This is a genomic window from Lyngbya sp. CCY1209 (assembly GCF_055795065.1).
Genome location: NZ_JAYFER010000640.1, coordinates 1 through 23,351, shown reverse-complemented (window position 1 = coordinate 23,351; position 23,351 = coordinate 1). Strand labels below are relative to the sequence as shown.

The 23,351-nt window shown below is 56.3% G+C and carries 18 protein-coding genes and 1 tRNA gene; 11 read left to right on the top strand and 8 right to left on the bottom strand.

Annotated elements, in window-relative coordinates; genetic code table 11:
• Window positions 1-231 precede the first annotated feature (231 nt).
• Window positions 232-678, top strand: coding sequence for a hypothetical protein (locus AC0QHF_RS25640; RefSeq protein ID WP_324707111.1), 447 nt, complete (start codon window positions 232-234; stop codon window positions 676-678).
• Window positions 679-682: 4 nt separating this feature from the next.
• Here AC0QHF_RS25640 and AC0QHF_RS25635 read toward each other — a convergent pair whose 3' ends face one another.
• Both AC0QHF_RS25635 and AC0QHF_RS25630 read right to left on the bottom strand, forming a co-directional pair.
• Window positions 683-1,987, bottom strand: a complete 1,305-nt coding sequence (locus AC0QHF_RS25635) for an AAA-like domain-containing protein (protein WP_473113744.1) — start codon at window positions 1,985-1,987, stop codon at window positions 683-685.
• A gap of 89 nt (window positions 1,988-2,076) precedes the next feature.
• Window positions 2,077-3,789, bottom strand: coding sequence for a pentapeptide repeat-containing protein (locus AC0QHF_RS25630; RefSeq protein ID WP_324707109.1), 1,713 nt, complete (start codon window positions 3,787-3,789; stop codon window positions 2,077-2,079).
• A gap of 158 nt (window positions 3,790-3,947) precedes the next feature.
• Here AC0QHF_RS25630 and AC0QHF_RS25625 point away from each other — a divergent pair.
• Both AC0QHF_RS25625 and AC0QHF_RS25620 read left to right on the top strand, forming a co-directional pair.
• A tRNA-Ser gene (locus AC0QHF_RS25625) sits at window positions 3,948-4,037 on the top strand.
• Between the two features lie 129 nt (window positions 4,038-4,166).
• The gene (locus AC0QHF_RS25620) at window positions 4,167-4,850 is read left to right on the top strand and encodes a diacylglycerol/polyprenol kinase family protein (RefSeq protein ID WP_324707108.1); all 684 of its coding nucleotides are present in this window, start codon (window positions 4,167-4,169) and stop codon (window positions 4,848-4,850) included.
• 245 nt (window positions 4,851-5,095) lie between these two features.
• Here AC0QHF_RS25620 and AC0QHF_RS25615 read toward each other — a convergent pair whose 3' ends face one another.
• Together AC0QHF_RS25615 and AC0QHF_RS25610 are read right to left on the bottom strand one after the other, a co-directional pair.
• Window positions 5,096-5,245 (bottom strand): isochorismate synthase, encoded by a 150-nt coding sequence (locus tag AC0QHF_RS25615; protein ID WP_324707107.1) that lies wholly within the window; start codon window positions 5,243-5,245, stop codon window positions 5,096-5,098.
• A 347-nt stretch (window positions 5,246-5,592) separates the two neighbouring features.
• Window positions 5,593-6,183, bottom strand: a complete 591-nt coding sequence (locus tag AC0QHF_RS25610; RefSeq protein ID WP_324707106.1) for a thioredoxin family protein — start codon at window positions 6,181-6,183, stop codon at window positions 5,593-5,595.
• Between the two features lie 157 nt (window positions 6,184-6,340).
• Between AC0QHF_RS25610 and AC0QHF_RS25605 the strand changes: the two genes are divergently transcribed.
• On the top strand, window positions 6,341-6,745 hold the full coding sequence (locus AC0QHF_RS25605) for an NIL domain-containing protein (RefSeq protein ID WP_324707105.1): 405 nt from the start codon (window positions 6,341-6,343) through the stop codon (window positions 6,743-6,745).
• A gap of 16 nt (window positions 6,746-6,761) precedes the next feature.
• On the top strand, window positions 6,762-7,190 hold the full coding sequence (locus AC0QHF_RS25600) for a hypothetical protein (protein WP_324707104.1): 429 nt from the start codon (window positions 6,762-6,764) through the stop codon (window positions 7,188-7,190).
• A gap of 261 nt (window positions 7,191-7,451) precedes the next feature.
• On the opposite strand, the gene larE is transcribed toward AC0QHF_RS25600, so the two are convergent.
• Window positions 7,452-8,279: an ATP-dependent sacrificial sulfur transferase LarE gene (gene larE, locus AC0QHF_RS25595; RefSeq protein ID WP_324707103.1), complete on the bottom strand. Its 828-nt coding sequence runs from the start codon at window positions 8,277-8,279 to the stop codon at window positions 7,452-7,454.
• Between the two features lie 150 nt (window positions 8,280-8,429).
• Here larE and AC0QHF_RS25590 point away from each other — a divergent pair, with 150 nt between their 5' ends.
• A complete protein-coding gene (locus AC0QHF_RS25590; RefSeq protein ID WP_324707102.1) occupies window positions 8,430-9,017 on the top strand; it encodes a Uma2 family endonuclease in 588 nt (195 codons plus the stop codon).
• Between the two features lie 191 nt (window positions 9,018-9,208).
• Here AC0QHF_RS25590 and AC0QHF_RS25585 read toward each other — a convergent pair whose 3' ends face one another.
• Window positions 9,209-11,113, bottom strand: a complete 1,905-nt coding sequence (locus AC0QHF_RS25585; protein WP_324707101.1) for a DUF4912 domain-containing protein — start codon at window positions 11,111-11,113, stop codon at window positions 9,209-9,211.
• A gap of 433 nt (window positions 11,114-11,546) precedes the next feature.
• Window positions 11,547-13,871 carry an IMS domain-containing protein gene (locus AC0QHF_RS25580; protein WP_324707100.1) on the bottom strand — a complete coding sequence of 775 codons (2,325 nt, stop codon included), beginning with the start codon at window positions 13,869-13,871 and terminating at the stop codon, window positions 11,547-11,549.
• A 427-nt stretch (window positions 13,872-14,298) separates the two neighbouring features.
• Here AC0QHF_RS25580 and pdhA point away from each other — a divergent pair, with 427 nt between their 5' ends.
• The gene (gene pdhA, locus AC0QHF_RS25575) at window positions 14,299-15,330 is read left to right on the top strand and encodes a pyruvate dehydrogenase (acetyl-transferring) E1 component subunit alpha (protein WP_324707099.1); all 1,032 of its coding nucleotides are present in this window, start codon (window positions 14,299-14,301) and stop codon (window positions 15,328-15,330) included.
• A 679-nt stretch (window positions 15,331-16,009) separates the two neighbouring features.
• Window positions 16,010-17,239 (top strand): exonuclease subunit SbcD, encoded by a 1,230-nt coding sequence (gene sbcD / locus AC0QHF_RS25570; RefSeq protein WP_324707098.1) that lies wholly within the window; start codon window positions 16,010-16,012, stop codon window positions 17,237-17,239.
• 48 nt (window positions 17,240-17,287) lie between these two features.
• Here the strand turns inward: sbcD and AC0QHF_RS25565 are convergent, their stop codons facing one another.
• Window positions 17,288-18,583, bottom strand: a complete 1,296-nt coding sequence (locus tag AC0QHF_RS25565) for a CBS domain-containing protein (protein ID WP_324707097.1) — start codon at window positions 18,581-18,583, stop codon at window positions 17,288-17,290.
• 376 nt (window positions 18,584-18,959) lie between these two features.
• On the opposite strand from AC0QHF_RS25565, the gene AC0QHF_RS25560 reads away from it, so the two are divergent.
• The 3 genes from AC0QHF_RS25560 to AC0QHF_RS25550 all read left to right on the top strand — a co-directional run bounded on the left by AC0QHF_RS25560 (window position 18,960) and on the right by AC0QHF_RS25550 (window position 23,206).
• Complete coding sequence (locus AC0QHF_RS25560) at window positions 18,960-20,840, top strand: hybrid sensor histidine kinase/response regulator (protein ID WP_324707096.1); 1,881 nt, start codon at window positions 18,960-18,962, stop codon at window positions 20,838-20,840.
• The gene (gene cmoA / locus AC0QHF_RS25555) at window positions 20,837-21,595 is read left to right on the top strand and encodes a carboxy-S-adenosyl-L-methionine synthase CmoA (protein WP_324707095.1); all 759 of its coding nucleotides are present in this window, start codon (window positions 20,837-20,839) and stop codon (window positions 21,593-21,595) included. The genes AC0QHF_RS25560 and cmoA overlap by 4 nt, the downstream gene beginning before the upstream one ends.
• Before the next feature lie 357 nt (window positions 21,596-21,952).
• Window positions 21,953-23,206 carry a cation:proton antiporter domain-containing protein gene (locus AC0QHF_RS25550; protein WP_324707094.1) on the top strand — a complete coding sequence of 418 codons (1,254 nt, stop codon included), beginning with the start codon at window positions 21,953-21,955 and terminating at the stop codon, window positions 23,204-23,206.
• Window positions 23,207-23,351: the final 145 nt, after the last annotated feature.

Below are 23,351 nucleotides of genomic sequence, written 5' to 3'. Positions count from 1 at the left end.
TATCCCGGAAGTCAAACTTATCCTGCTTATCATCTTGACAAAAGCAGAAAAATGTGCATTGGTTCGCCTCCGTCGGATTTTTGCCCCGTCGATCCGGCATTGTAAAGGAAATCTAAACATTTTCGGCCGACTTCAACGATGAGATTATCTACTTTATCTCATTGCTAAAATTTGGGATTCTTTTAATAATGAAGTCAGTTCGCTCATTTCTGTATTAGAGGGTCTATCGCTATGGCTCAAATTACCTTGAACCTGTTTCGGGCTGAAGCCATCCGAGATCGGATGCGAATTTCCGGTTCTTATACCGTGATTTTTTCCGAAACAGAAACCAAAAATTGGCTGCGGGTTACTCCCCGACTCAGACTGAATATTGCCCCCTCGGCATGGGATATAATTTTCGACCAGTTTTCGCCGATCCCAATTTACAAAAAACTGAACTTTTTAGAATATAAATTTGACGAAATTGCCGCCCGTGGATCGACAAAAATTGAGCGGGAGTTTAACTTCACAATTCCCGTCGTATCTTTATCCAAGGTCTTTTATCTGGAACCGGAAGAAGTCGAGAGACTGTGCCATTTCAACCGGATCAAATTGGATGCCACCGTCAGTCTGAGTCCAGATTGGACCGCCGGCGATCGCGTCAAATGTTACCAGACGCCGGTGTTCCGCGTCGCGTGAAGCCTCAGAGGCGATCGCCAAAATATTGTCGGTAGAGGTCGCAACTGACCCGCGCGGCCCGGCCGTCCCAGTGAATCAACCCCAAACTTTTGAGCTGAAAAATTTGCTTTTGTTCCAACAGGGGGGGAACGCGATCGCGCAGGATATTTCGGTACGTTTCCGCCAACTCCGGATTCTGCTGCAAATTATCCAGTTTTTCTTGCAAGTCCCGGCTAAAAATTCCGTTCTCCGTCGCCGCATCTTTAAAGGCGGCTGACCGGGAGAGTTCCCGGCGAACCATTTCGTAAAAGAGCTGGCGAATCAGGGCGGGAAACCCCCCCAACTTGAGGGCGATCGCGTCAATTTCATTCGCCGACAAATTCAGTCCGTGTCGCCGGGATAAGTCGTCAATTTGGGAGACGTTGAAAGGGGGGAGGACGACGGACATTCCGACATTGAAGGGGGAGCAGTTGGCATCCAAGTTGACATAAACTTCCGTCGAGTTGCTGATCACCAAGCGCAATTTTTGCCAAATTTCCGCATCCTTGCTTTCTTCGTGCCAAGCTCGCAACATCGAAAAAAAATCGCGGGCCAAATTCAGGTAATCGAACAGCACGTTCACTTCGTCGAGGACGAGAATGATAGGGGCATCGATAGTTTCGAGGACGTGCGATCGCATATAGAACGTACAACTCATCAAATATCCGATATCCTCATCCCAATAGTCATCCAACTGGGACGGAATCGGCAACTGCCGGGTGAGGTTGGCGCAGAACCAGCGAAAAAAACGGGGCGGGTTCAAAAATAATTCGCTCTCGGCGAGATTTAAAGTCAGCCAAACGCCATAATAATTGTGGGCTTTTCCGTGGGCGACAATGCGGGAAATTAATGACGTTTTTCCCATATGCCTGGGGGCGGTAATCCGAATCAAAGCGTGGTCGCTCAGGATTTCCCGATAACAGTCCGTTTCGATGGGAGGGCGATCGATATAATAGGGCGAATTGAGGGGGACGGCATCGTAGGGCAGTTCCAGGATGCTCCGGGGTGGCATCGAACTCTCAATTTCTCGGTCTAACTTGCCGATAAAATTGGCTTTGGTAATTTTTTCCCCCCAGGCTTCGGAGAGCAGTTTCCACAGTTGGGGGGCGACAAAGCGCTTGATGTAGCTGGCTGAATAGAAAGCATCCTGGGCAATTTGTTCGTAGGTTTTGTTAGGGTCGCCGAGAATTTCTGTCAGGAGTTTGATTTGAATGTCCGTCAAATTTTGACCGGTTCGAGCTCGAACCTGATCGATTAAGTGATGAATTATTGTTTCGATATTTTGAGTCATCAAACTGGGAGATGTAATCTCTGTTGAAGGCGTAAAAATGCGGGCAACTGGATCGATGATAACCAATTGCCGTCCGACACACAACTCCCCTAGGATTCTGTAGATAAAAGCGCGATCGCGAACCGCAAAAGTTGTTGCATCGGCGACCGGTTTCCTGCAATTCCGGTTTGTTTTTCCCAATCCCGGAGCTGTTCCCGAAATTTCGGCTCCCGCTTGGCGCGCCCGACAATTTGTTCCACGATCGCCCGGTGGCGAATTTCCCGGGTCGAAATCCCCTGTTTTTCTAAATAACTCAACAGGCGCTGCACGGGGTCAACAAATTCGCTCGGCGACTGGGAATTGAGGATAGATTGAATCTGGCGGGAGATCTCCCAGTAGAGATTTTTTTGCCGCTCCGAGAGTTGCGACAATTCCAAATGGGGCGATCGCGACGGATCGCCGGCCGAGTCCGAAAGATCATGCAAGCCGAGCAATTGTGCGATCGCCGCCCGGTTCTCGCCCACCCGCGCCACCATTTCCGGATATCGCCCCAAAATTTGATCGCCCACCCATTCGGCATTCACCCAGTGATTCGCCTGCAGTTGCAGGCGGCCGCGGTCGGGCAAAGTTTCAAATCCCCAGATGGTCAAAGTCAAATCGCGGCTTTCCCCCTCCACCGCCGCCACCGCGTACACCAGGGCCTCCCAGTCGATCGCCTCAAAAAATTCCACCGTCAATAAAGTGCGGCCGTCGGACGTCGCCTCCAACCCCAACGCTTCCACCGCCGAGGTGCGATCGCTCGGTTGCTTGGTCGCGAAATCAAACCCCGCGAACAGGTACTCGCAAACCACCCCCGACAAATCCACCTCCCGGGGACGCCAATTGCAAATGCAGCACCCCGTCAAATTCGCCCCCTCCAACGTCGTCCGAATCAGGTGGGCGTCCACCAACAGCGCCTCCCGCAGGTCCGCCGCCGCCAGGGAACTCTCTTGCAAATAGGCGCCGCTCAGGTCGGCCCGCCGCAAATCGGCCCCCTGCAAATTCGCCCCGACGAAATTTCCCCACAGCAAATACACCCCCTGCAAATTCGCCCGCAACAAGTCGGTCTGCCGGAAACTGGCCTTAAGCAAATAGGCATCGGCGAGGTCGGCGCGGCTCAGGTCGGCGCGGTCCAAGGTAGCCCGGGTCAGATCTGCCCCCCCCAACCGGCTCCGATGCAGGTCCGCCTCCACCAGCACCGCCGACCGCAACATCGCACCGCCGAGATCGGCTTCGGTCAGATTCGCCGCCGTCAAATTCGCCTCCCGCAAATTCGCCTCCCGCAAATTCGCCTCCCGCAGGTTCGCCTCCCGCAGGTTCGCCGCCACCCAATTGGTTTTGCTCAAGTCCGCTTCCGGGAGTTGGGCAAAACCGAGTTCGGCCTTGTCGAGAATCGCCCCCTTGAGCTTGGCGCGGTCGAGGCGGCTGGCGGTTAAATTGATGCGGTGGGCCTGGATTCCTTCCAGGATCGCCCAGTTGAGTCGGGCATTTTGGACGGACGCGAACCGCAAATCGGCTCGGGAAAAATTGGCCCCGTTCAGCTTGGCGCGATCGAGGTGGGCGCTGGTAAGGAGGGCATTTTGCAGGTCAGCCCGGGTCAAATTGGCTCCCGTCAACTGGGCTTCGGTGAGGACGGCCCAGCTCAGATTCGCCCCCCCGAGGTCCGCCCCGCTGAGATCGATCTGTTTCAGGTTCACGCCGCTCAAGTTCGCCCCCCCGAGATCGACGGATTGAAAGTGACGCTCCCCTCGCTGATAGCGGTCCAGTAACTCCTCGGCTTCCATCGCACATTTCCCCGGGTCGGCAACAGCATCTACCCTGCATCTTAACCTCTACGGGCGATCGCATCTCCGAAAATCTCGGCCAGACCGCAGTTGAAAATTTTTGGATGTCGGATCTAGACTTCCCGATTTGTATCTGTTAGAATAAGCTGATGTCACCAGGAGAGGTGGCTGAGTGGTCGAAAGCGGCAGATTGCTAATCTGTTGAGGGGTGTTTAGCCTCTCCGAGGGTTCGAATCCCTCCCTCTCCGTTCTCAAATCGAGCTTTCGGGCGATCGGCGCAGCGATCGCGGTGTCCTCGGCATTCGGCGATCTATAATTCTGTGAGCCGCAACGGTCAACCCCGCACCCGTTCGGCGTCCCATTCGTTAAGGATTCCCATGTCTGTTTTGAGTGAAAATCCCACGGTTTGGCTCCAGATCGCCCTGGTTGGCCTGTGGTTGGGCGCGATTCTGGCCCTGGCGGAGGGACTCAACCGCCTGTTCGCCGTCGATGCCGAAGTCTCCCGGAAGGTCGTCCACATCGGCACGGGAAACGTGATTTTGCTGGCCTGGTGGCTGCAAATTCCCGCCTGGATCGGCATCGCCGCCGGAGTCATTTCCGGCGCGATCGCTCTGATTTCCCTCGCCGTTCCCATCCTCCCGAGCATCAACAGCGTCGGCCGCCAGAGCCTGGGTACATTTTTCTACGCCGTCAGCATCGGTCTGCTCATCGGTTGGTTCTGGCCGATCGCCCGCCCCGAATACGCCGCTTTGGGAATTTTGGTGATGACCTGGGGGGACGGCCTCGCCGCCACCGTCGGCCAGCGTTGGGGTTCCCACCGATACGAATTGTGGGGAAATCAAAAAAGCTGGGAAGGCTCCCTGACGATGGCCCTGACCAGTTTTGTCGTCTCCAGTTCGATCCTGCTGTCCGTCAACGGCAACACTTGGCAAACCTGGGGGATCGCGATCGCCGTGGCGGTGGCCGCCACCCTGTTGGAAACCATCTCCAAACTGGGCATCGACAACTTGACCGTCCCCCTCGGCAGCGCCGCCCTGGCCTTTTTTCTCAATCAGATCTGATATCCGATCTCGCTCCGCAACGGCGCACCGGGAGGGGGGATTTTAGATTTTAGATTCCCCAATGGGGAACGAGTGAGGAATAAAAAGTTAGAAGCAAGCACTTATTCTCTTTCCTCCCGACTCCCGACTCCCGACTCCCGACCTTTTGCGATCGCCCAAAAACAAACCCTCCAACCAAAACCGGCTTTGATTGGAGGGTCTGTCCATCCTTGATTATTAACGGTACAATTCACGCTGCTTTTACCTTATTCGTCCCAGGGCGATCCTTTATAGGGAGTGCCTTCAAAGGGGTTGATCCCGACCATCGGATAGGCATCGTCGCTGGGGCTAAAAATCCGGGCGACACCCTCGGTCAGGTAAGCCATCATGTTTGATAAACTTTCAAAGATATTCATAACTGCTCCACCTCTGTCAGGTAATCTGTTCTTCTACACTTTACATATTAAGTGAAATATCAAGGTTTGGCGAGAAGTTGCAATATTTATTTGCAATCGACGATTATTGATACAGGGATTAAAATTATGTTATAATTGTTAAAGTGTTGGAGCGACGCTGAAACCGCCTCCAAGCGCAAACTTGACCGCATCAATCCGCACAATTGCCCATCAAAAAAGTCCCCGACCGACTGGTTTCAAAATTGCGTTTTTTAAAGATTTGATAAGTTCCGTAACGAAAAAACCGACACCCGACCCGGAGGATGGGTGTCGGAGTCGAGTTGAGGCGATCGCGATCGCTCGGAATTTCACTGGGACTTCACCTGGGCGCCGTGGGCGCGGGGATCGGTTCCGGCATCCGAAGACGGCGCGACGGGAGCTTTAAACGGGGAAACCTCGGCGCCCCGGGCCACTTTCGGCAGCGGCGTCCCCGCGATCAAAGCGTCCAAATCGGTCGCCAAAATCCCCTTGGGAACTTCGCCGATCGCCTCCCCGACCGTTTCGGCATTTTCATCCAAAAACACGAAATGGGGAATCCCGTCCACGCGATATTGGAGGATTTCCGGGAGCCACTTGCTGTTGTCCACATTCAGCATCACGAAATTGACGCGATCGCCGTAAGTGTCCCGCATTTCGCCCATATCCTCCGCCATCGCCTGACAGGTCGTACACCAGTTGGCGTAAAATTCCATCAGGGTCGGCTTGCCGTTGTCCAACGCCACCTCGATGGGGGTGGACTCCGCCGCCAGTTCGGCTAAAGAAGTCGATGTCGCTTCGCTCCGGAATCCCAAAAACACCGACACGCCCAGGACGACCGCCACGAGAGCGATCGTAAAATTTCTCAGGCGGGTTCCGAGCGTCGCGGAAGTCGAGGGGGAATTCGATGGATTGGTACTCATGGAATCGCAATGAATAGCAAAGAATTATCAGTGAATTCAGTTTAACGAATTCTCTCGGGAGAAAACTTTTCACTTTCCCCACACCGATTCAATAGAGTTCGTCCGGTCAAAAACCAGATCTGATATTAAGATCGAGAGTGAGTCTCGCACATTGACCATGAAAAAACGAGTCACCCTGACATTTCCCAAACGTTCGGTTCAGATGCCGATCACCTACCGGTTGGCGAAAGACTTCAACGTGGCGGCCAACATCATCCGGGCCCAAGTCGCCCCCAACCAGATGGGGACCCTGGTGGTCGAATTGTCGGGAGATATCGACCAACTCGAAGCGGCGATCGAATGGATGCAATCCCAAAACGTCACCGTTTCCCTCGCCAGCCGAGAAATCCTCATCGACGAAGACAACTGCGTGGACTGCGGGTTGTGTACCGGCATCTGTCCCACCGAAGCCCTGACCCTGAACCCCGAAACCTTCTACCTGACATTTACGCGATCGCGCTGTATCGTCTGCGAACAGTGCATCCCCACCTGCCCCGTCCAGGCCATCTCGACCAACCTCTGATACCCGCCCCACGACGATGCTTTCCCTCTCGATCGGCTTGCTGCTGTTGACTTATATGGTTTTCGGGTGGGCTTTGTACGAGCTTCACTTGCAGATTCACATTTGGGGCGCACTCGAACTGGGCGTCGTCTCCCTGGCACTGTTGTATACCATTCCCCTCTACCGGTTGAAACAGCCGCTCAACGCCTGGTTCAAGTCGAATCTCGGTTTTTTTCTCTCCATTATTTTCGGCGCCTTTTTGATCGTCGTCCTGGCAACCTGGCTGGAAATCTTCACCACCACCCTCATGGCCCTCTCGGCCACCGCCCTCACCCGCATGGAACTCCAAACCCGAAACGTTAAAAGCTGGAAGGCGTTTTTCGTGCTCTGTACCGTTTCCATGTCGGGATTGGCGTTGGGCTCGGGCCTCCATCACCTCGCGGGTTTATTGATAATTGATCGTTGAGAATTGACAATTGACAATTAATAAGGGGCGATCGCTCTATCGACCGTGGACGGTCCAAAGATTGTCACAGCTCCGGCCGAAAACTGTCACACTTGCCCTGAGAATTTAACTCAAGCGTTTAACTGTCCTTGCCCCACGAAGCACTCAACTCGGTGGGGTGCTTTTATTTGGGGGGGTGGGAGCGGAGGGAAGCTCCGGGAACAACGCCGGTAAGATTTTCTTCCAAGCTCCCCCTACACCCTACACCCTACACCCTACACCCTAATTTTGAGTCGCCAGAACTTCCGGCTTCAGAACTTGGTTCAATTTGCCGCTGCGATATCCCTCCAAGTCCAACGTGACGTAAACGAATCCCAACTCCTGAAAGGTTGCCACCACGGACGGGAGGTCGGTTTTTAACACGAAAGTCTGAATTTGGTCGGGGGGCAGTTCGATGCGGGCGGTATCTGCCTCGGAACGAACCCGCAGGTTAGTCCACCCCAACCGTCTCAGGTAGACTTCGGCCCTCCCCACCCGCTGCAATTTGGCGATCGTGATTTCTTCGCCGTAGGGGAAGCGGGAACTCAGGCAGGGTTGGGCGGGTTTGTCCCACCAGACCAAACCCAAGTGTTTGGAGATTTCCCGGACTTCGGCTTTGCTGACGCCCACTTCGGCCAGGGGCGATCGCACCCCCCGCTCCCGGGCTGCCTTCACCCCCGGGCGGTAATCCCGCAAGTCGTCGGCGTTCACCCCGTCCACGACGTAGGGATAACCCCGCTCTTTCGCCAGAGGTTTGAGGGTATCGTGGAGTTCGCTCTTACAGAAATAGCAGCGGTTCACCGGGTTGGCGGTGTAGTTGGGATTCGCCATTTCCTGGGTGTTAATTTCCTCGTGGGCAATGCCGATGGTCGCCGCCTGGATGCGGGCGTCTTCCAAATCCTCCGGCAGGAGGGAAGGGGAAATGGCGGTGACGGCCAAAGCGCGATCGCCGAGGACGTCGTGGGCGATGCGGGCTACCAGGGTGCTGTCTACGCCCCCGGAATAGGCGATGAGCGCCCTGTCCATTTCGGCAAATAGGGATTTGAGTCGTTCTAATTTTTGGATCGCCATGGGTTCGTGAAATATGACTTCTGACCGGAAAAGTGGATGCTTTCCCTATTTTTATAGTTTAAGGATTTGGGGCGATCGCTCTCAAGTCGAACGAAAGGCCCCCGAGTTCCGCCCTATAATTTAAGGACAAATCCTGGGAGCGCGATCGTCATGAGTGTTGCGACTCGAAAGTTGAGCTTTGCGGAATACCTCAAATATGAGGACGGCACCGACACCCGCTATGAATTGGTGGAAGGAGAATTGATCCCCATGAGTCTGGGAACGGGACGACACGGTGCGATCGCCGAATTTTTGAACGATGAATTTAAAGCGGAAGCCCGGAACAGAAGTTTGCCCTGGACTTCTAAAGATATGCGAATCGGAGTGCGATCGCCTCGGGGGGGTCGCTGGGACACCTCCCGCATCCCCGACGTCACCGTATTGGCGATCGAACAGTGGGAAAACCTCGCCGCCCGGGAAGCCGTCATCGAACTCGACGAACCCGCCCCCATTTTGGTCGTGGAAGTGGTGAGCGAATCGACTCGAACCGCCGATTACCGCGGCAAGCGATCAGAATACGCCGTCCGCGATATCGAAGAATATTGGATCGTCGATCCCCTGCAAGAACTCGTCACCATCTGCACGTTGGTTGAAGGGTTCTACGATGCCGTCTCGTTTCGAGGGGAAGAAATGATGGTCTCTCGCCTTTTCCCTAAGTTGGAATTGAGGGCGGATCAAATTTTGGCGGCGAGACGTTAGATGATTGATAATACGACAAACTGAATTGAATCGAACTCAGCCCACGTTAGTTTGAAGAACCATCGATCCGACTCCCGACTCCCTATCAAGAAAAAGCCGAGGAGGGATCGAACCCAACTCGGCCATTATTGATGTGTCTTAAACTTGAGAATTGAGCGATCGCGACACTGATTGCCCCCCGAACCCGAAAGTTAACCCAGCCACTCTAAAACAGCTTCCTCGCGGGTATTGGTGTGACGTTCCGGCGTTTCGCGATTGAACTTGAGATGGATGGAACGAGTTTGTTCACCATCTGCAGCCACTGCCATAATCGGATAGTCAAATTGACCATCGGGGAAGTACATTTGGAATCGGAATGTCCCGTCCGGATTGAGTTTGATGGGGCGTCCGCCAATCGTAACGGTCGCATCCGGCTCGGTTGCACCGTAAATGATCAACTCGGCATCGGCAACCAACCAGAACTTCCGGGGACGAATGGGAGGCATCGATGCCGCCATCCCGATACCCGACATTCCGATACCCGACATCGAGTAACCCAAGGCGGCTCCCGACAGACTCAAACCGGCACCGGACATGGAATAACCCATTCCCACGCCAGACATCCCGACACCGGACATGGAATAACCCAAAGCCGCCCCGGATTCAGTCACGCCGGCACCGGACATGGAATAACCCATCCCGACACCAGACATTCCGACACCGGACATGGAATAACCCAAAGCCGCGCCGGATTCAGTCACTCCCAGTCCGATGCCGGACATCCCGACGCCGGATAAGGAGTAACCCAGAGCCGCGCCGGATTCAGTGACTCCGAGTCCCACACCGGACATCCCGACGCCGGATAAGGAATAACCGAGGGTTTCGCTCATGCCGATGCCGGACATCCCGACGCCGGATAAGGAGTAACCCAAAGCCGCGCCGGATTCGGTGACTCCGAGTCCCACACCGGACATCCCGATGCCGGATAAGGAGTAACCCAGAGCCGCGCCGGATTCGGTGACTCCGACACCGGACATGGAATAACCCATGCCGATGCCGGACATCCCGACGCCGGATAAGGAGTAACCCAGAGCCGCGCCGGATTCGGTGACTCCGAGTCCCACACCGGACATCCCGACGCCGGATAAGGAGTAGCCCAGAGCCGCGCCGGATTCGGTGACGCCGACACCGGACATGGAATAACCCATGCCGATGCCGGACATCCCGACGCCGGATAAGGAGTAACCCACACCGGAAGCCCACTTCCCGACGCCGGAGGGAAAGAGGTAGGAACTGACGGCGTGTTGGTGGCTGGAAACCTGATGCATGGAGCCGAACAGAGAACCGGCTATGCGCTGGGCTTCCGCTTCTTTGGCGAGGTTGAAGAGATCGTCGTAGACGCGATCGCGGTAAGACGGTCCGGGGGGCGAGAGTTCGGCGAAGGTTTTGCCCTCGAGATCTTCACTCCAGGACACGGTGATGAATTGGTCGTCAATCCACTCCGAGGGATAGATGGGGGGAATCCGCACGGCTTGCGATCGCGCCAGGGCCAACCAGCGTCCGTCAGCGCAGCGGTAGCCGATTTCGATGGCATAGTCGCGATCGCTCACGGGTATTGGCAAATACCATTCTCGGGCTAACTCGTCGCAGGGATATTCCTGGACGCTGTGGGGAGCCTGAAGGCTCAAGTTCAGGTCGGTGACGTCGTAGATCCGCAGCGCCAGTTGCTGTCCGCCCAGACGCCGAAATTGTTCTTTCTGTTGGTTGGAGATATCCCAGTAAGCGTAAGCCCATTCCGGATCTCGGGCCATCAAGACGATGCGACTTTCACTGTAGGCGCCGGGAAGTTCCACCAGGTTTTCATCAATTGAGGACAGGGAATCCGCGTCCTGCTCCTCTTGACCTACTGTAAACTTTGATCCTTGCACTTCTGTTTGTCCCTCCAAGGTACGGGTTTGATTGGGGAATGATGAAAATCTGTTACGCTCGATCTCTTGAACTGCAGCTAAAAGCTGCTCTTTACGCATTCGGCTGTAGCGAGAAATACCGTATTCACTCGCCACCTTGCGTAACTGTCGCAAAGTCATTTCTTCCAAGGGTGGTCGTTCTTGTGCCATGGGTGGGTGATCTCCATTCGTGCAAATAACAGGTGATGACCCTGTAGATTTTCTTTGGGATCGGGGGGATCGCTGATTTACTCAACATATTGCAGAAAATATCCAGATGGGTCAAGGGGGAAATCCGGATTTCATGAGTACATATACCGTTTTATAAGGATTTTGGGATCAATTTGTCATCAAATTATGACATTTTGGGATCGAAAGGGGAGGCAGGGGAGGCAAATTTACACTCAGATCCGCACAAACTCCTCAATCATCGACCGATGATTTTTATTGTTAGCTTGGGAATTGATTCCCAAGCGGTGCGGATGTTCCACCCGTTTCTGGACTCCCTGGAGCTCCAGGGAGCTCCCTCCGCTTCCCCCAGTCCATCAAAAAATCCCGGGCGATGATCGCCCGGCATCGTCAATTCAAACGGGGGATGAACGTTTTAACGGATCACTTGCCAATCGCGGATGCGCCAGGGGCCTTGATCCCGAACCAATTGATACTGAACTTGCAGGGTATCGTCCCCAGAATTGATCACTTCCCCCCCCTCATAGAATTGAGTGGCTTCCCGCACTTGGGCATCGACGATGGCCTGATTGGGATTGTCCTGATCCACTTCGATCGCCTGGATTCTCACATCGTGCTCATAGCGCCGGTAAGCATTTTCCAGTTGCAGGGTTTCCGAGGTCGTCACCCAGCGGCTCAACGCCGGATCGACCAAAATCTCCCGCAACGCCTCCATCTGATACTCCGGACCGAGGGCCGCCGCCTTCGCGCCGAACCACGTGCGGAGGACCTGTTGAGCGAGCCCTTCATTCAACTCCCCGGCCAGGGGATTTTCCGGTTCGACTTCCGGAATGGGGACGGGCGGCTGCTCCAACTCCACCAGGGGTTGTTCGCCCCGCAGTCGGGGACCGGCCAACCCGTCCAGGGCGTTGCCGATCCAACCGAACAGGAGGCTCAAAATCGTCCACAGTAACCAAATTCCAAACAGCCCGATCAGCCCGACGAGGAGCAAGCGTTTGACTTTAATCGAGTCGTTGTTCTGGGAAGTCCGCCTCGAATTATGGTTGCGACCTCCCCCCGAAGCCGTGGAATTCGCGGGGGGCACCGTCGGGGCGGGGGGGGGACTCGACGCGACGACGGTTTGCGGATTCGGTTCCGAAGGGGGCGTCGAGAGGGGACGGCGGTGGTTGTCCGGGGAAACTCCCGGTTTTTGGAGGGTGGTGGACGCAGAATTCGACTCGACGGACGGCACCTTCACCGGGGGCGGGGAAGTCCCCGCCAGGCTCGATTTCCCAGCCGTTCCCCGACCCGTCGCGGTCAGGGTCGCCGTCGCCCCCCCTTGGGGTTGGCCGGTGCGGACATCAGTCTGAGCTGTCGCGGAAGTGTCGCCGTTGGCCGGTTGCCGTGTCGAAAGGGCGGGGGTTCCGGTCTGAGTTGCGCCGCGGCGGCGGGGTTGGACGACCACCCACTCGTTGGAGGTTCCCACCTCGGAGGGCAGCGCTTCCAGATAGGATTGGACGTGCTTGTTGGCGAAATAATCCTTCAAAGAAACGGGCTGATTTTGCAAGTCGCGGAAGTGGGGAAACACCTCATCCTGCAACCACCGCTCCGAGTAAAGACACAAACCGGGCAGCAGATCCGGGGAATCGAGGGAATTCTGACGGATGAAGGCGATCGGTTCCCGCTCCTGGCTCAACTCCAGCGCCCGACTCGCCTCTTCCGTCTGCCCCAGTAGCAGGGAGCAGACCGCCTTTTCCAGGTGGACGTCCTGGCGGCGGCCCAACTGCATCAGCATCAACTTGGCCTTGCGGATCAGGGCCGGCTGGGCGCGGGCGAATCCCTGGGCCAGCAGCGCGTAAACCGCCAGATAGGTGGCGACGGCGGAGGGGCGGCGGGCTTCGGTTTCAAACAGGGTTTGCTGTTCCGTGGTGGTGAGGGAACTGCGGAGTTGCTGGATGAAGCGGAGAAAATCTTCAACGCTCAGGCCGGAGCGATCGTCCCCGTGGCCGTCGATGCCGCCGCGTTCGTGGAGCATTTCCCGCAGCAGTTGCAGCCCGCGGCGACGTTCCTCCCCCTTGCTTTCGGGGAGTTGCAGTAGCTCCAGAATCCGGTAGGGGCGCAGCTTGTAGAGGTCGGCTTGCATTTCCCCCCGCAGTTGGGCGAACAGGCTTTCCCGCAGCAGGACGTCCTGTCCGGCTTCCAGGGAGGCGGCGGCGTTTTCGTACTGCCCCTGCTGCCACTGCTCCCGGCCGAGTTCCAGGTGGGCCAGGGCCACGGTGAGGATGACGTCGGGCAAGATCAGGTCGGGGTCGCCGAAGCGGCCGTCTTTGAGGCCGATGTTGCCGGTTCCCAGGAAGGGACGGGTGAGGGTGAGGACCTGTTCGTATTCGCCCAACTCCTGCAAGATCAGCAGGGCGCCGACAAATTGCCGGTCGTCGATCTCGATGCTGGGGCTGTGGGAATCGGCTTCCGGTTGGGAGATGCCCACTTCCGGGTTCCCGTCGCCCGCCGGGGTTGGCAGTTCGGAGTCCGGGTCGTAGGTTTTCGCCAGGAAGCCCATGTCGTAGGCCCCGCGACGGTCCGGGTCGGACAGGATGGTGTAGGCTTCGTCGATCAACTGCTTGCGGGCATCGATCGCCACGTCGGAATATTCCCGCCGGGGAAGTTGTTGGGTGCGATCGCGATGTGCCTGCTTCAACTGCTCGGCAGTCGCTTGAATTGGTAAGCCTAAAATTCGGTAGTAATCGAGTGGAATACGCACGATGCTCCTTCCCCAACGGCGAGCGACTGATGTAGCTATCTTATATTAACGAAGGTTGTTACCAAGTCGGTGTTAAACTTAACACTCTCTCCCCCGAGATGTCCTGTCGCCGGGATGAGGGACCCAACTCAACTCGGTCCCTAGTGCCAGTCGCCAGAGGGGTCGGGAGTGAGGAGCCGTTCGGTGCCCTCCGAACAGTTTACCAAAAATTAGGGATCTCAAAGTCCCGCCCCGGGGCCAGCCACGTTTTGGGTCGGGATGGCGCGGTTCGGGCGATGTCCCCCCGCCCTCGACGGCGGCGGTTTGAACCCGCAATTCCCGCGCCTTTGGGAGGGGGCCCGGAGAGCATAAAATAGTCTCTAATTATTGATGATGTGGCGGTCGGCGATTCAGAACGCACGGCGCACAGTTTCACAGAGGTAAGGCAATGGTTAAGGAACGCACGTTACCCAGTTTTCAAGCGGATGCGACGGTTATCGATCGCGAAGAAGGATTGATGCTGTACGAAGACATGGTGTTGGGGCGCCTGTTTGAAGATAAATGCGCCGAAATGTATTACCGGGGCAAAATGTTCGGGTTCGTCCACCTCTACAACGGACAGGAGGCGGTGTCTACGGGGGTGATCCGCTCCATGCGCCGCGATCGCGATTTCGTCTGCAGCACCTACCGGGATCACGTCCACGCCCTGAGTGCGGGGGTGCCGGCCAAGGAGGTGCTCGCGGAATTGTTCGGCAAGGCGACGGGTTGCTCCAAGGGTCGGGGCGGCTCGATGCACCTGTTCTCCGCCGAGCACAACCTGTTGGGGGGGTTCGCCTTCGTGGCCGAAGGCATCCCCGTGGCGACGGGGGCGGCCTTTCAGAGCAAGTACCGCCGGGAAGTGATGGGGGACGAGAGCGCCGACACGGTGACGGCCTGCTTTTTCGGGGACGGCGCCTGCAATAACGGCCAGTTCTACGAATGTTTGAACATGGCGACGCTGTGGAAGTTGCCGATCTTGTTCGTGGTCGAAAATAACAAGTGGGCGATCGGGATGGCCCACGAACGGGCGACGTCGGACCCGGAAATTTACAAGAAGGGTCCGGCCTTCGGAATGCCGGGGTACGAGGTCGATGGCATGGACGTGCTGGCGGTGCGGGAAGTGGCGCAAGAGGCGATCGCCCGCGCCCGGGCCGGAGAAGGTCCGACCCTGATCGAGGCCCTCACCTACCGCTTCCGGGGCCACTCCCTGGCCGACCCAGACGAATTGCGCGATCGCGAGGAGAAGGAGTTCTGGTTCGCCCGCGACCCGATCAAGAAGTTCGCCGCCTATTTGACGGAACACAATTTGGCTGATTCTGAGGAGTTGAAGGCGATCGACAAACGGGTTCAAAACACCATAGACGAGGCCGTGGAGTTCGCCCAAAACAGCCCCGAACCCGACCCGGGCGAACTGTATCGCTACGTCTACGCCGACGATTAATTCGACCCGTTCGAGGGGGCGACCGACCCGGTTTCCTTGTCGGAAATCGGGTCGATTTTGTCGAAATCAGTCGGATATCCGGAAGTGGGGAGCCGCTCCGACTCGTATCAACCCGAAAATTACGGATCGAAGAGACGACAAGAGAGTCAATTTTAAACCTCCAATTAAAAAGTCGGGGTTTTGTAAATTCTCGGTAAATTTACGGAAGCGATCGCCGTCGCAAAAACAAGGCGGGTGAGTCCGCGCTCAATTCGCGAGACATCGCCGTCAGAGACACCCGAGAAAGTCCCAGCCAACCCGAGCGAAAGGAGTACAAAACGAAGCGACAAGCTCGGGCCGTTTCACCGGTTCGAGAAGAGCGTCGCCGACCCGAGCCAGACGAGTACAAACCCGACCCGAGAGATTTGGCTGATCAGGCGGCTCAGGAGTTGCGAAAGGCCTTGGAAACCAAGGAAAAAACGAAGTATAATCCGGCATGGGCTTGACACTCTCACCGTCAAAGAAACCCCCATCAGGAGGTCATTTTGGGCATTTCAGCCCGATTGAACTCCTGAACGAATCGCACCGACAATCTGATATGATCGATGGGGGTGGAGAAGTTAGCGATGAACATCCGGGTATCAACTTCTCCATCCACCCCGAGGGAAACCGGGTTGCAACCGTCGCGAATTCCATCCCCATGATCAAAATTCTCCACCTGTCCGACATCCATCTGGGGAGCGGCTTCTCCCACGGCCAGACCAACCCTGAAACCGGCCTCAACAGCCGCCTCGAAGATTTCGTCGCCACCCTGGGGCGGTGCATCGATCGCGCGATCGCCGAACCCGTGGACTTGGTGCTCTTCGGGGGCGACGCCTTCCCCGACGCCACCCCGCCCCCCTTCGTCAAACAGGCCTTCGCCGGACAGTTCCGGCGCCTGGTGGACGCGGAAATCCCCACGGTGCTGCTCGTGGGCAACCACGACCAATATTCCCAGGGGCAGGGGGGGGCGAGCCTGGGCATCTACCGCACCTTGGGAGTCCCCGGGTTCGTGGTGGGCGACCGCCTCGAAACCCACCGCATCGAAACCCGGGGCGGCCCGGTGCAGGTCATCACCCTCCCCTGGCTGACCCGTTCCACCCTCCTCACCCGCCCGGAAACCGAGGGACTGTCCCTGGAAGCGGTGAACGAGCTGCTGATCGACCGGTTGCTGGTCGCCCTGGAGGCGGAAATTCGCCGCCTCGACCTGGAGGTTCCGACGGTGCTGCTGGCCCACCTGATGCTCGATCGCGCCCGTTTGGGGGCCGAACGGTTTTTGGCGGTGGGCAAAGGGTTCAACGTCCCCCTGTCGGTGCTGATCCGCCCCCAATTCGATTATGTGGCGTTGGGTCATGTCCACAAGCACCAAAATCTCAACCCCGGCAACGATCCGCCGGTGGTGTATCCCGGGAGTATCGAGCGGGTGGATTTTTCCGAGGAGAAAGAAGAGAAGGGATTCGTATTGGTGAATCTGGTTCGGAAACAGACGACCTGGGAATTTTGCCCCCTGAAAGTGCGGCCGTTTCGGACGATCCGGGCCGACGTTTCCAAAGCGGACGACCCCCTCGCGGCCCTTTTAAAAGCGATCGCCAAAGTAGACATTAAAGATGCGGTGGTGCGGCTGTTGTATCAGTTGCGGTCGGAACAGTTGGAGGCGATCGACACGGCACAACTGCACCGGGCCCTCGGCGAGGCCCACACCTACACCATCCAACCCGAATTGGTCAGCCAACTCGCCCGCCCCCGGGTGCCGGAGTTGGAGGCGGGAAGCGCGATCGACCCCCTGGAGGCGTTGAAAACCTATTTGGAAAGTCGGGAGGATTTGCAGGGGTTGCAGGCCGACCTGATGGAGGCGGCGGCGGGGTTACTGGCGGGCGATCGCGCCGATTAAAAAGTCAAAAGTATCATGGCGCTGCACAGGGGTATAAGGTGTAGGGATCTAGTTTTTGTGGGGTAGATTTTTGAGGGATTTTTCGATCAGTTCGATCAGGTGTTCGGAACCGGAATTGGGTCTCCTGCGCTCCGGAGTTTGGAATCGGGTATCGATCCCGGTCATGTCCTGATTCAACAGATCTTTGACGGCGGCTTCGTCGGATGTGGACTGCTTTTTGAGCAGCTCGACGAGGGTGGCATCTTGGCGTTCGAGCAGCCGGTCGAGTTCCGCGATCGCCGTTTCGCCCCGCTGGCTGTCGAGGGTGATTTTGCGGGCGACTTGGGTCTGTTGCCGCCCCATCTCTTGGAGGGTTTGAAGGTGCAGTTTGAACTGGCTCGCCACTTTCGCAATTTGTTGGCTGACATCCAACGTTTGTTTGACCAGGCGATTCATCTCAAAGTTAATTTGACCGAGGACGGTTGGGTTGGTTTCGCCGGATTGGTAGTTCAAAACGGAAGCCTGAACCGACAAATATCGAACCTTTTGGACGATTTCGCCGATGACGGCGGAAGCGGAAGTGATGATTTCCCAATCTCGGGTGATGCCCCGAATCACCGCTTCCAACTGTTCCGAATATTCGGAAATCGAATGGGCACCGAGAAAAATTGAGTGGCAGGCCCGGTGAGTTTCCCCGGAGACGAGCTGGCACTCCCGGACGAGTTCCTGATAGAGTTGCAACAGGTCTTGATAGTGCCGGCCGACGGCGCTTTCCTTTTGTCGGTAGCGATCGCGGTAGAGTTTTTTGGCGATGTTTTGTTCGAGTTTGAGTTGTTTGGATAAATCGTCAAGTCTTCGCTTTTCTTTGCCGATAAATTCGAGCTGTTTCCGCCGGGATTTACTCATTTTCATGATCGCGCTTTGGGAAGCCCGGAGCAGTTGATTTTGAGCTTGGCAGAGGACTCGAAAATCGAGCAAACGAAATTCCTGATCGCCCCCGGAAATAATGATGGGTTCGTAAGTCAAATTGCGGGGGCGGTTGGTCGCCAATTCCGCGGCTTCCCGGACGGGAGTCTGTTTGGAGAGTACCAGGGGGGGGATGCGGATCGCGTCGAGGAGCTTTTGAATCGGCTTGTGATTGTAAATTTGGGCGCGGTTGGGCCAATTCATGTGTTCCCCAAATTGGGCGCGGGAAATCATCCCCAGCAATTGGGAATCATCGACCACCAAAACGCCGGGAAGGTCGGGGTTTTGATAGAGTTTTTTGGCAACGATCTCCCCCCATATGGTCGGACTAACCCGGTAGTCGTGAGACGGCAGATCTTCTAGGGTCGAATCGAGGGGAAGCTGAAGTGACTGGCTCATGAAGTTAAAGGGAATCTTCAAATAGGGTGTGACCCCACTTCACCGCCCTTCGCGAAGCCCCTTCGCAGGGGAATCGCGGTCGGCCGGCTCGGAGGATCGGACGCAGGAGATGGAGAAGATGCACTGACCGATTCAAAAAACCATGAGTTACCGGCTTTTTCACGAAATCTTAAGATAAGATTTGATGTCCATCGGACTTGAAAAACATTCGGAACGTCGATCACGCCCCGAAAACCGCAGTTGTTCAGACCCCGAAACCCAAATCTCAAAGTAGAAGATGGGGAACTTTAGTGGTATCTTGACAGTATAGCCCGACTCACCCGCCCGCAAAACACTCTGTCGTCAAATTGGTGCGATCGCGAGATAACTTTAGCCTGTGGATGATGCCCTACACGAACAGCTTGAACAAGAGCGCCTCTTGAATCAGGTGACGACCCAAATTCGCCAGAGTTTGGAGCTATCTGTCATTTTATCGACGGCAGTCGAGCAATTGCGGGGATTTTTGCAGGTCGATCGCCTGTTGATTTATCAGTTGGGAGTCCCCCGCCCGAAGATCTCCGATCCCCTGGAAGACCTCTCCTCCGGGGCAGAAGACCCCGAACTCTTCGACCCCCCCGCCGCCCCGTCGCCGGAAAAACCCCCCCCGCTCCTGGGAAATATCACTTACGAAGCCCGATCCTCCGACACCATCCTTTCGCTGTTGGAATGGCGGGAAATCGATCGCTGTTTCTCTGAAACCTCCGAATATCAAGAATACTACCGGCGGGGATCGATCCGCTGCATCGCCGACGTCGAAGCCTACTACCGCTCCTGTCCCTGCCTGCTGGAGATGCTGCGACAAAAGCAGGTGCGGGCGAAATTGGTCGCCCCGATCATCGTCCAGGCCGAACTTTGGGGCCTGCTGATCGCCCACCAGTGCGGCCAACCTCGGGAGTGGAAAAATAGCGAACAAAAATTTCTCAAAAAAATTACGGAACATCTCTCCATCGCCATCTATCAGGCGCAACTCTACGCCCAAGTGCAGCAACAAAAACACACCTTAGAAAAGCGGGTCAAAGATCGGACTCAAGCCCTCCACGACGCCCTGCTGGCCGCCCAGTGCGCGAACCGGGCCAAGAGCGAATTTTTGGCGACCATGAGCCACGAACTGCGGACGCCGCTCACCCACGTGATCGGGATTTCGTCCACCCTGCTGCGGTTGTACGGCCAGTCCGGGACCACCCGGACGCTCCCGGTCGAGAAACAGGTCAACTACCTGCAAACCATCCACGACAGCGGCGAACACCTGCTGGCCCTGATCAACGACATCCTCGATTTGTCCCAGGTCGAAGCCGGGAAAACCGTCCTCAAAATCAGCGAATTTTCCCTGTCGAAATTGATCAATCAAACCTTGCACACGTTCCGCGATCGCGCCAAGCAGCGGAACGTCCACCTCGCCGGCGACATCCCAATCCGACCGGAGTGCGATCGCTTCATCGCCGACCACCGCCGCGTCCGCCAAATCCTCCTGAATCTGTTGAGCAACGCCATCAAATTCACCCCCGAAAACGGCCGCGTCACCCTGCGCGTTTGGGTGGAAAACAAGACCGCCATTTTTCAAGTCGAAGATACCGGCATCGGCATTCCGGAAGAACAGCAACCCCTATTATTTGAAAAGTTCCAGCAGTTGGACTCTCCCTACCGTCGCCAATACGGCGGCACGGGCTTGGGTCTGGCCCTGACCAAACAACTCGTCGAGCTCCACGGCGGCACGATCGAGTTTACGTCTGTCGTCAACAAAGGCACGACCTTTACCGTCCACATCCCCGCCCAACCGCTGGTCAAAAAAAATCCCTACAAAACCTCCCTGCAAACGGATTATACCGAAAGCCCCCAAGGTCGCTTGGTGGTCATCGAAGATGACGAAGAAACGGCGACCCTGATCTGCGAATTGTTGACCGCCGCCGGCTATCAAGTGGTGTGGTTGATGGACGGGGTGACGGCCTTGCGCTCCATCGAACTCCTGCAACCCGATGCCATCCTGGTCGATTTATATCTCCCCGGACAAAATGGGTACGATATCATTCGCCATCTGCGGGAAGAGACGACGGCCGACCCCCTGAAAATTATCGCCCTCACCACCACGGAGGCGGAACGGGAACGCTCCCTGACGGCGGGGGCTGACGGTTGCATCAACAAGCCCATTCTCCCCAATCAACTCCTCAATCAAATTGAAAAGTTGGGGTTCGGAAAACCGGCGCAAAATACCGAAGGATGATGACCGATTTTTGGGATACCGAACTGTATCTGAGTTCCGACAAAGACGAGCTGTTCGAGCGCGGCCCCTGGCCGAAACCCTTCGCCTTCAACGAAGATGTAGTGCGGGTGTTCGACGACATGGTTTCGCGATCGGTTCCCCTCTACAAAGAGGTGGTCGCCTGCGCCGTCCAGTGGGCAAAATCTTACTATCAACCGGGGACGAAAATCGTCGATGTCGGCTGTTCGACGGGGACGTTTTTGGAGCTGCTGGGGCGGTTTTTAAAACAACCCGCCACCCTGGTCGGTATCGACAATTCCAAAGCCATGCTGCTAAAAGCGAGGGAAAAGTTATCGCCTTTGGAAGTTTTCCACACCGTGGAATTGATGTGCGAAAGTGCGGAAAATTGCCGGTTTGAAAATAGCGGCATCGTGGTGATGAATTACACCCTGCAATTTCTGCCCGTCCCCCAACGGCAACAGGTTTTAAATTCGGTCTATGAAGGGTTGGTTCCCGGCGGGTTGTTATTTGTGAGCGAAAAGGTGCGATCGCCCCACCCCCAGTTTCAGGAGACGATGACCCGCCACTACGAGGCGTTCAAAGCCAAAAATGGCTACGCCAAAACGGAGATAGAGCGCAAAAAAGAAGCCCTGGAAAATGTGTTGATTCCCCTCACCGAAGATCAACAAATGCAAATGTTGCGGGAGAGCGGATTTGAAGCGATCGATGTTTTGTTGAAATTTCACAATTTTGTCTCGTTTATTGCTTTAAAATGACGACCGATCGGGTCGGAGATCAAATCCGGTTCAATACTCGGAAATCGAATTCCCCCCCCACGGCAACCGGAGACGGTTGCCCCCACGGCAACCGGAGACGGTTGCCCCCACGGCAACCGGAGACGGTTGCCCCCACGGCAACCCGGCAATCCTATAAGGTTGCCCCCACGGCAACCCGGCAATCCTATAAGGTTGCCCCCACGGCAACCGGGCAACCCTATAAGGTTGCCCCCACGGAGGGTTGGGGAGATGGGAGGGGGGGCGGTCAAACAAGCGGATCTGATCTGACTAGAGATAGATTATCTGAGGAACGATATTGTCTACAATCGATCGCCCGGTTATTTGAGGGATCGTCACTTGAATTCCATAGAAGTTAACCTCGCCCTGCTGGTTTTGGGGGGGTTGGTACTCGTCCTCGGGCTGCTGTCCGGCTTCCTGAAAGAACGCCTGTTCCTCTCCGATCCCGTGGTGGCTTTGTTGTTGGGGGTGGTGCTGAGTCCGGCTGTTTTCGGCGCGATCGACCTCCACCACTGGGGGCAACCCGAGGGGATTCTCGAACAGAGTGCCCGGATCGCGATCGGCATCCAACTGATGGGGATCGCCTTGAGGCTGCCACCGGGATTTGTCCGCCAAAAGTGGCGGCCCCTAACCGTCCTCCTGGGGTTGGTGATGCCGCTGATGTGGCTGGCTAGTGCGCTGTTAGTTTACCTGATTTTGGGGCTACCCTTTTGGGTGTCGATGCTTCTCGGCGCCGTCATCAGCCCCACGGACCCGGTGGTGGCGACGTCCATCGTCACGGGGCGGGTGGCCGAACGCAATTTGCCCGATCGCATCCGTTACATCCTCTCGGCGGAGTCCGGCATCAACGACGGTCTGGCCTATCCTTTCGTGATGTTGCCCATTTTATTCCTGACGCGATCGCCCGGGGAGGCGGTGTGGCACTGGCTGTCCCGAACCCTGTTATGGGAAGTGGTGGGGGCGGTGATTTTGGGTCTGACGGCGGGTTATCTGGCCGGGTGGCTGCTGAAGTGGGCGGAACGAAAGCAGTTGATCGACAAGCAATCCTTCCTCGCCTACACCGTTGCCCTGTCTTTGGTGGTGTTGGCGGGGGTGAAATTGATGGGGGGGGACGGTATTTTGGCGGTATTTGTGGCGGGCTGCACCTTCAGCATGGTGGTGAGAAATCGCGATCGCGCCGAAGAAGAAGAAGTGCAGGAGGCCGTCGATCGCCTCTTCACCGTTTATGTCTTCGTCATTTTGGGATTATTCATTCCCTGGCGGGGGTGGATGGATCTGGGGTGGCGGGGTGTCATTTTCGCGATCGCCCTCTTGCTGCTGCGGCGCCTCCCGGCTATTTTCGCCCTCCGCCGTTGGCTTCCCGAGTGCGATCGCCGCGCCGATTTATTATTTATGGGGTGGTTCGGCCCCATCGGCGTGGCGGCGATTTTTTACGCCATGCTGGCGCTCCGAAAAGCGGGGGTCGGGGTGGCTTGGGACGTGGCGAGTTTGGCGATCTGCGCCTCCATCGTCGTCCACGGATTTACGGCAATTCCATTTACAAAACTTTATCCGTCACTCCGGGAAAAGGGCAGGTCAGAAAACCGGCATTAAAGACTTGGTGACACACTGTTGACCCCCAAGCTTTTGACCCAAAATCAAATCATTCGAGTTCGTAGTAAACCGTTTCAGCTCAAACGAGGCAATATTCAAAACGGAGCATCGGGCATCTTGCCTGTGGATTCAGATCCGATCCCCT

Coding starts and splice junctions, on each gene's coding strand:
- AC0QHF_RS25640 (WP_324707111.1), top strand. CDS start 232: ATGGCTCAAATTACCTTGAACCTGTTTCGGGCTGAAGCCATCCGAGAT.
- AC0QHF_RS25635 (WP_473113744.1), bottom strand. CDS start 1,987: ATGACTCAAAATATCGAAACAATAATTCATCACTTAATCGATCAGGTT.
- AC0QHF_RS25630 (WP_324707109.1), bottom strand. CDS start 3,789: ATGGAAGCCGAGGAGTTACTGGACCGCTATCAGCGAGGGGAGCGTCAC.
- AC0QHF_RS25620 (WP_324707108.1), top strand. CDS start 4,167: ATGTCTGTTTTGAGTGAAAATCCCACGGTTTGGCTCCAGATCGCCCTG.
- AC0QHF_RS25615 (WP_324707107.1), bottom strand. CDS start 5,245: ATGAATATCTTTGAAAGTTTATCAAACATGATGGCTTACCTGACCGAG.
- AC0QHF_RS25610 (WP_324707106.1), bottom strand. CDS start 6,183: ATGAGTACCAATCCATCGAATTCCCCCTCGACTTCCGCGACGCTCGGA.
- AC0QHF_RS25605 (WP_324707105.1), top strand. CDS start 6,341: ATGAAAAAACGAGTCACCCTGACATTTCCCAAACGTTCGGTTCAGATG.
- AC0QHF_RS25600 (WP_324707104.1), top strand. CDS start 6,762: ATGCTTTCCCTCTCGATCGGCTTGCTGCTGTTGACTTATATGGTTTTC.
- larE (WP_324707103.1), bottom strand. CDS start 8,279: ATGGCGATCCAAAAATTAGAACGACTCAAATCCCTATTTGCCGAAATG.
- AC0QHF_RS25590 (WP_324707102.1), top strand. CDS start 8,430: ATGAGTGTTGCGACTCGAAAGTTGAGCTTTGCGGAATACCTCAAATAT.
- AC0QHF_RS25585 (WP_324707101.1), bottom strand. CDS start 11,113: ATGGCACAAGAACGACCACCCTTGGAAGAAATGACTTTGCGACAGTTA.
- pdhA (WP_324707099.1), top strand. CDS start 14,299: ATGGTTAAGGAACGCACGTTACCCAGTTTTCAAGCGGATGCGACGGTT.
- sbcD (WP_324707098.1), top strand. CDS start 16,010: ATGATCAAAATTCTCCACCTGTCCGACATCCATCTGGGGAGCGGCTTC.
- AC0QHF_RS25565 (WP_324707097.1), bottom strand. CDS start 18,583: ATGAGCCAGTCACTTCAGCTTCCCCTCGATTCGACCCTAGAAGATCTG.
- cmoA (WP_324707095.1), top strand. CDS start 20,837: ATGATGACCGATTTTTGGGATACCGAACTGTATCTGAGTTCCGACAAA.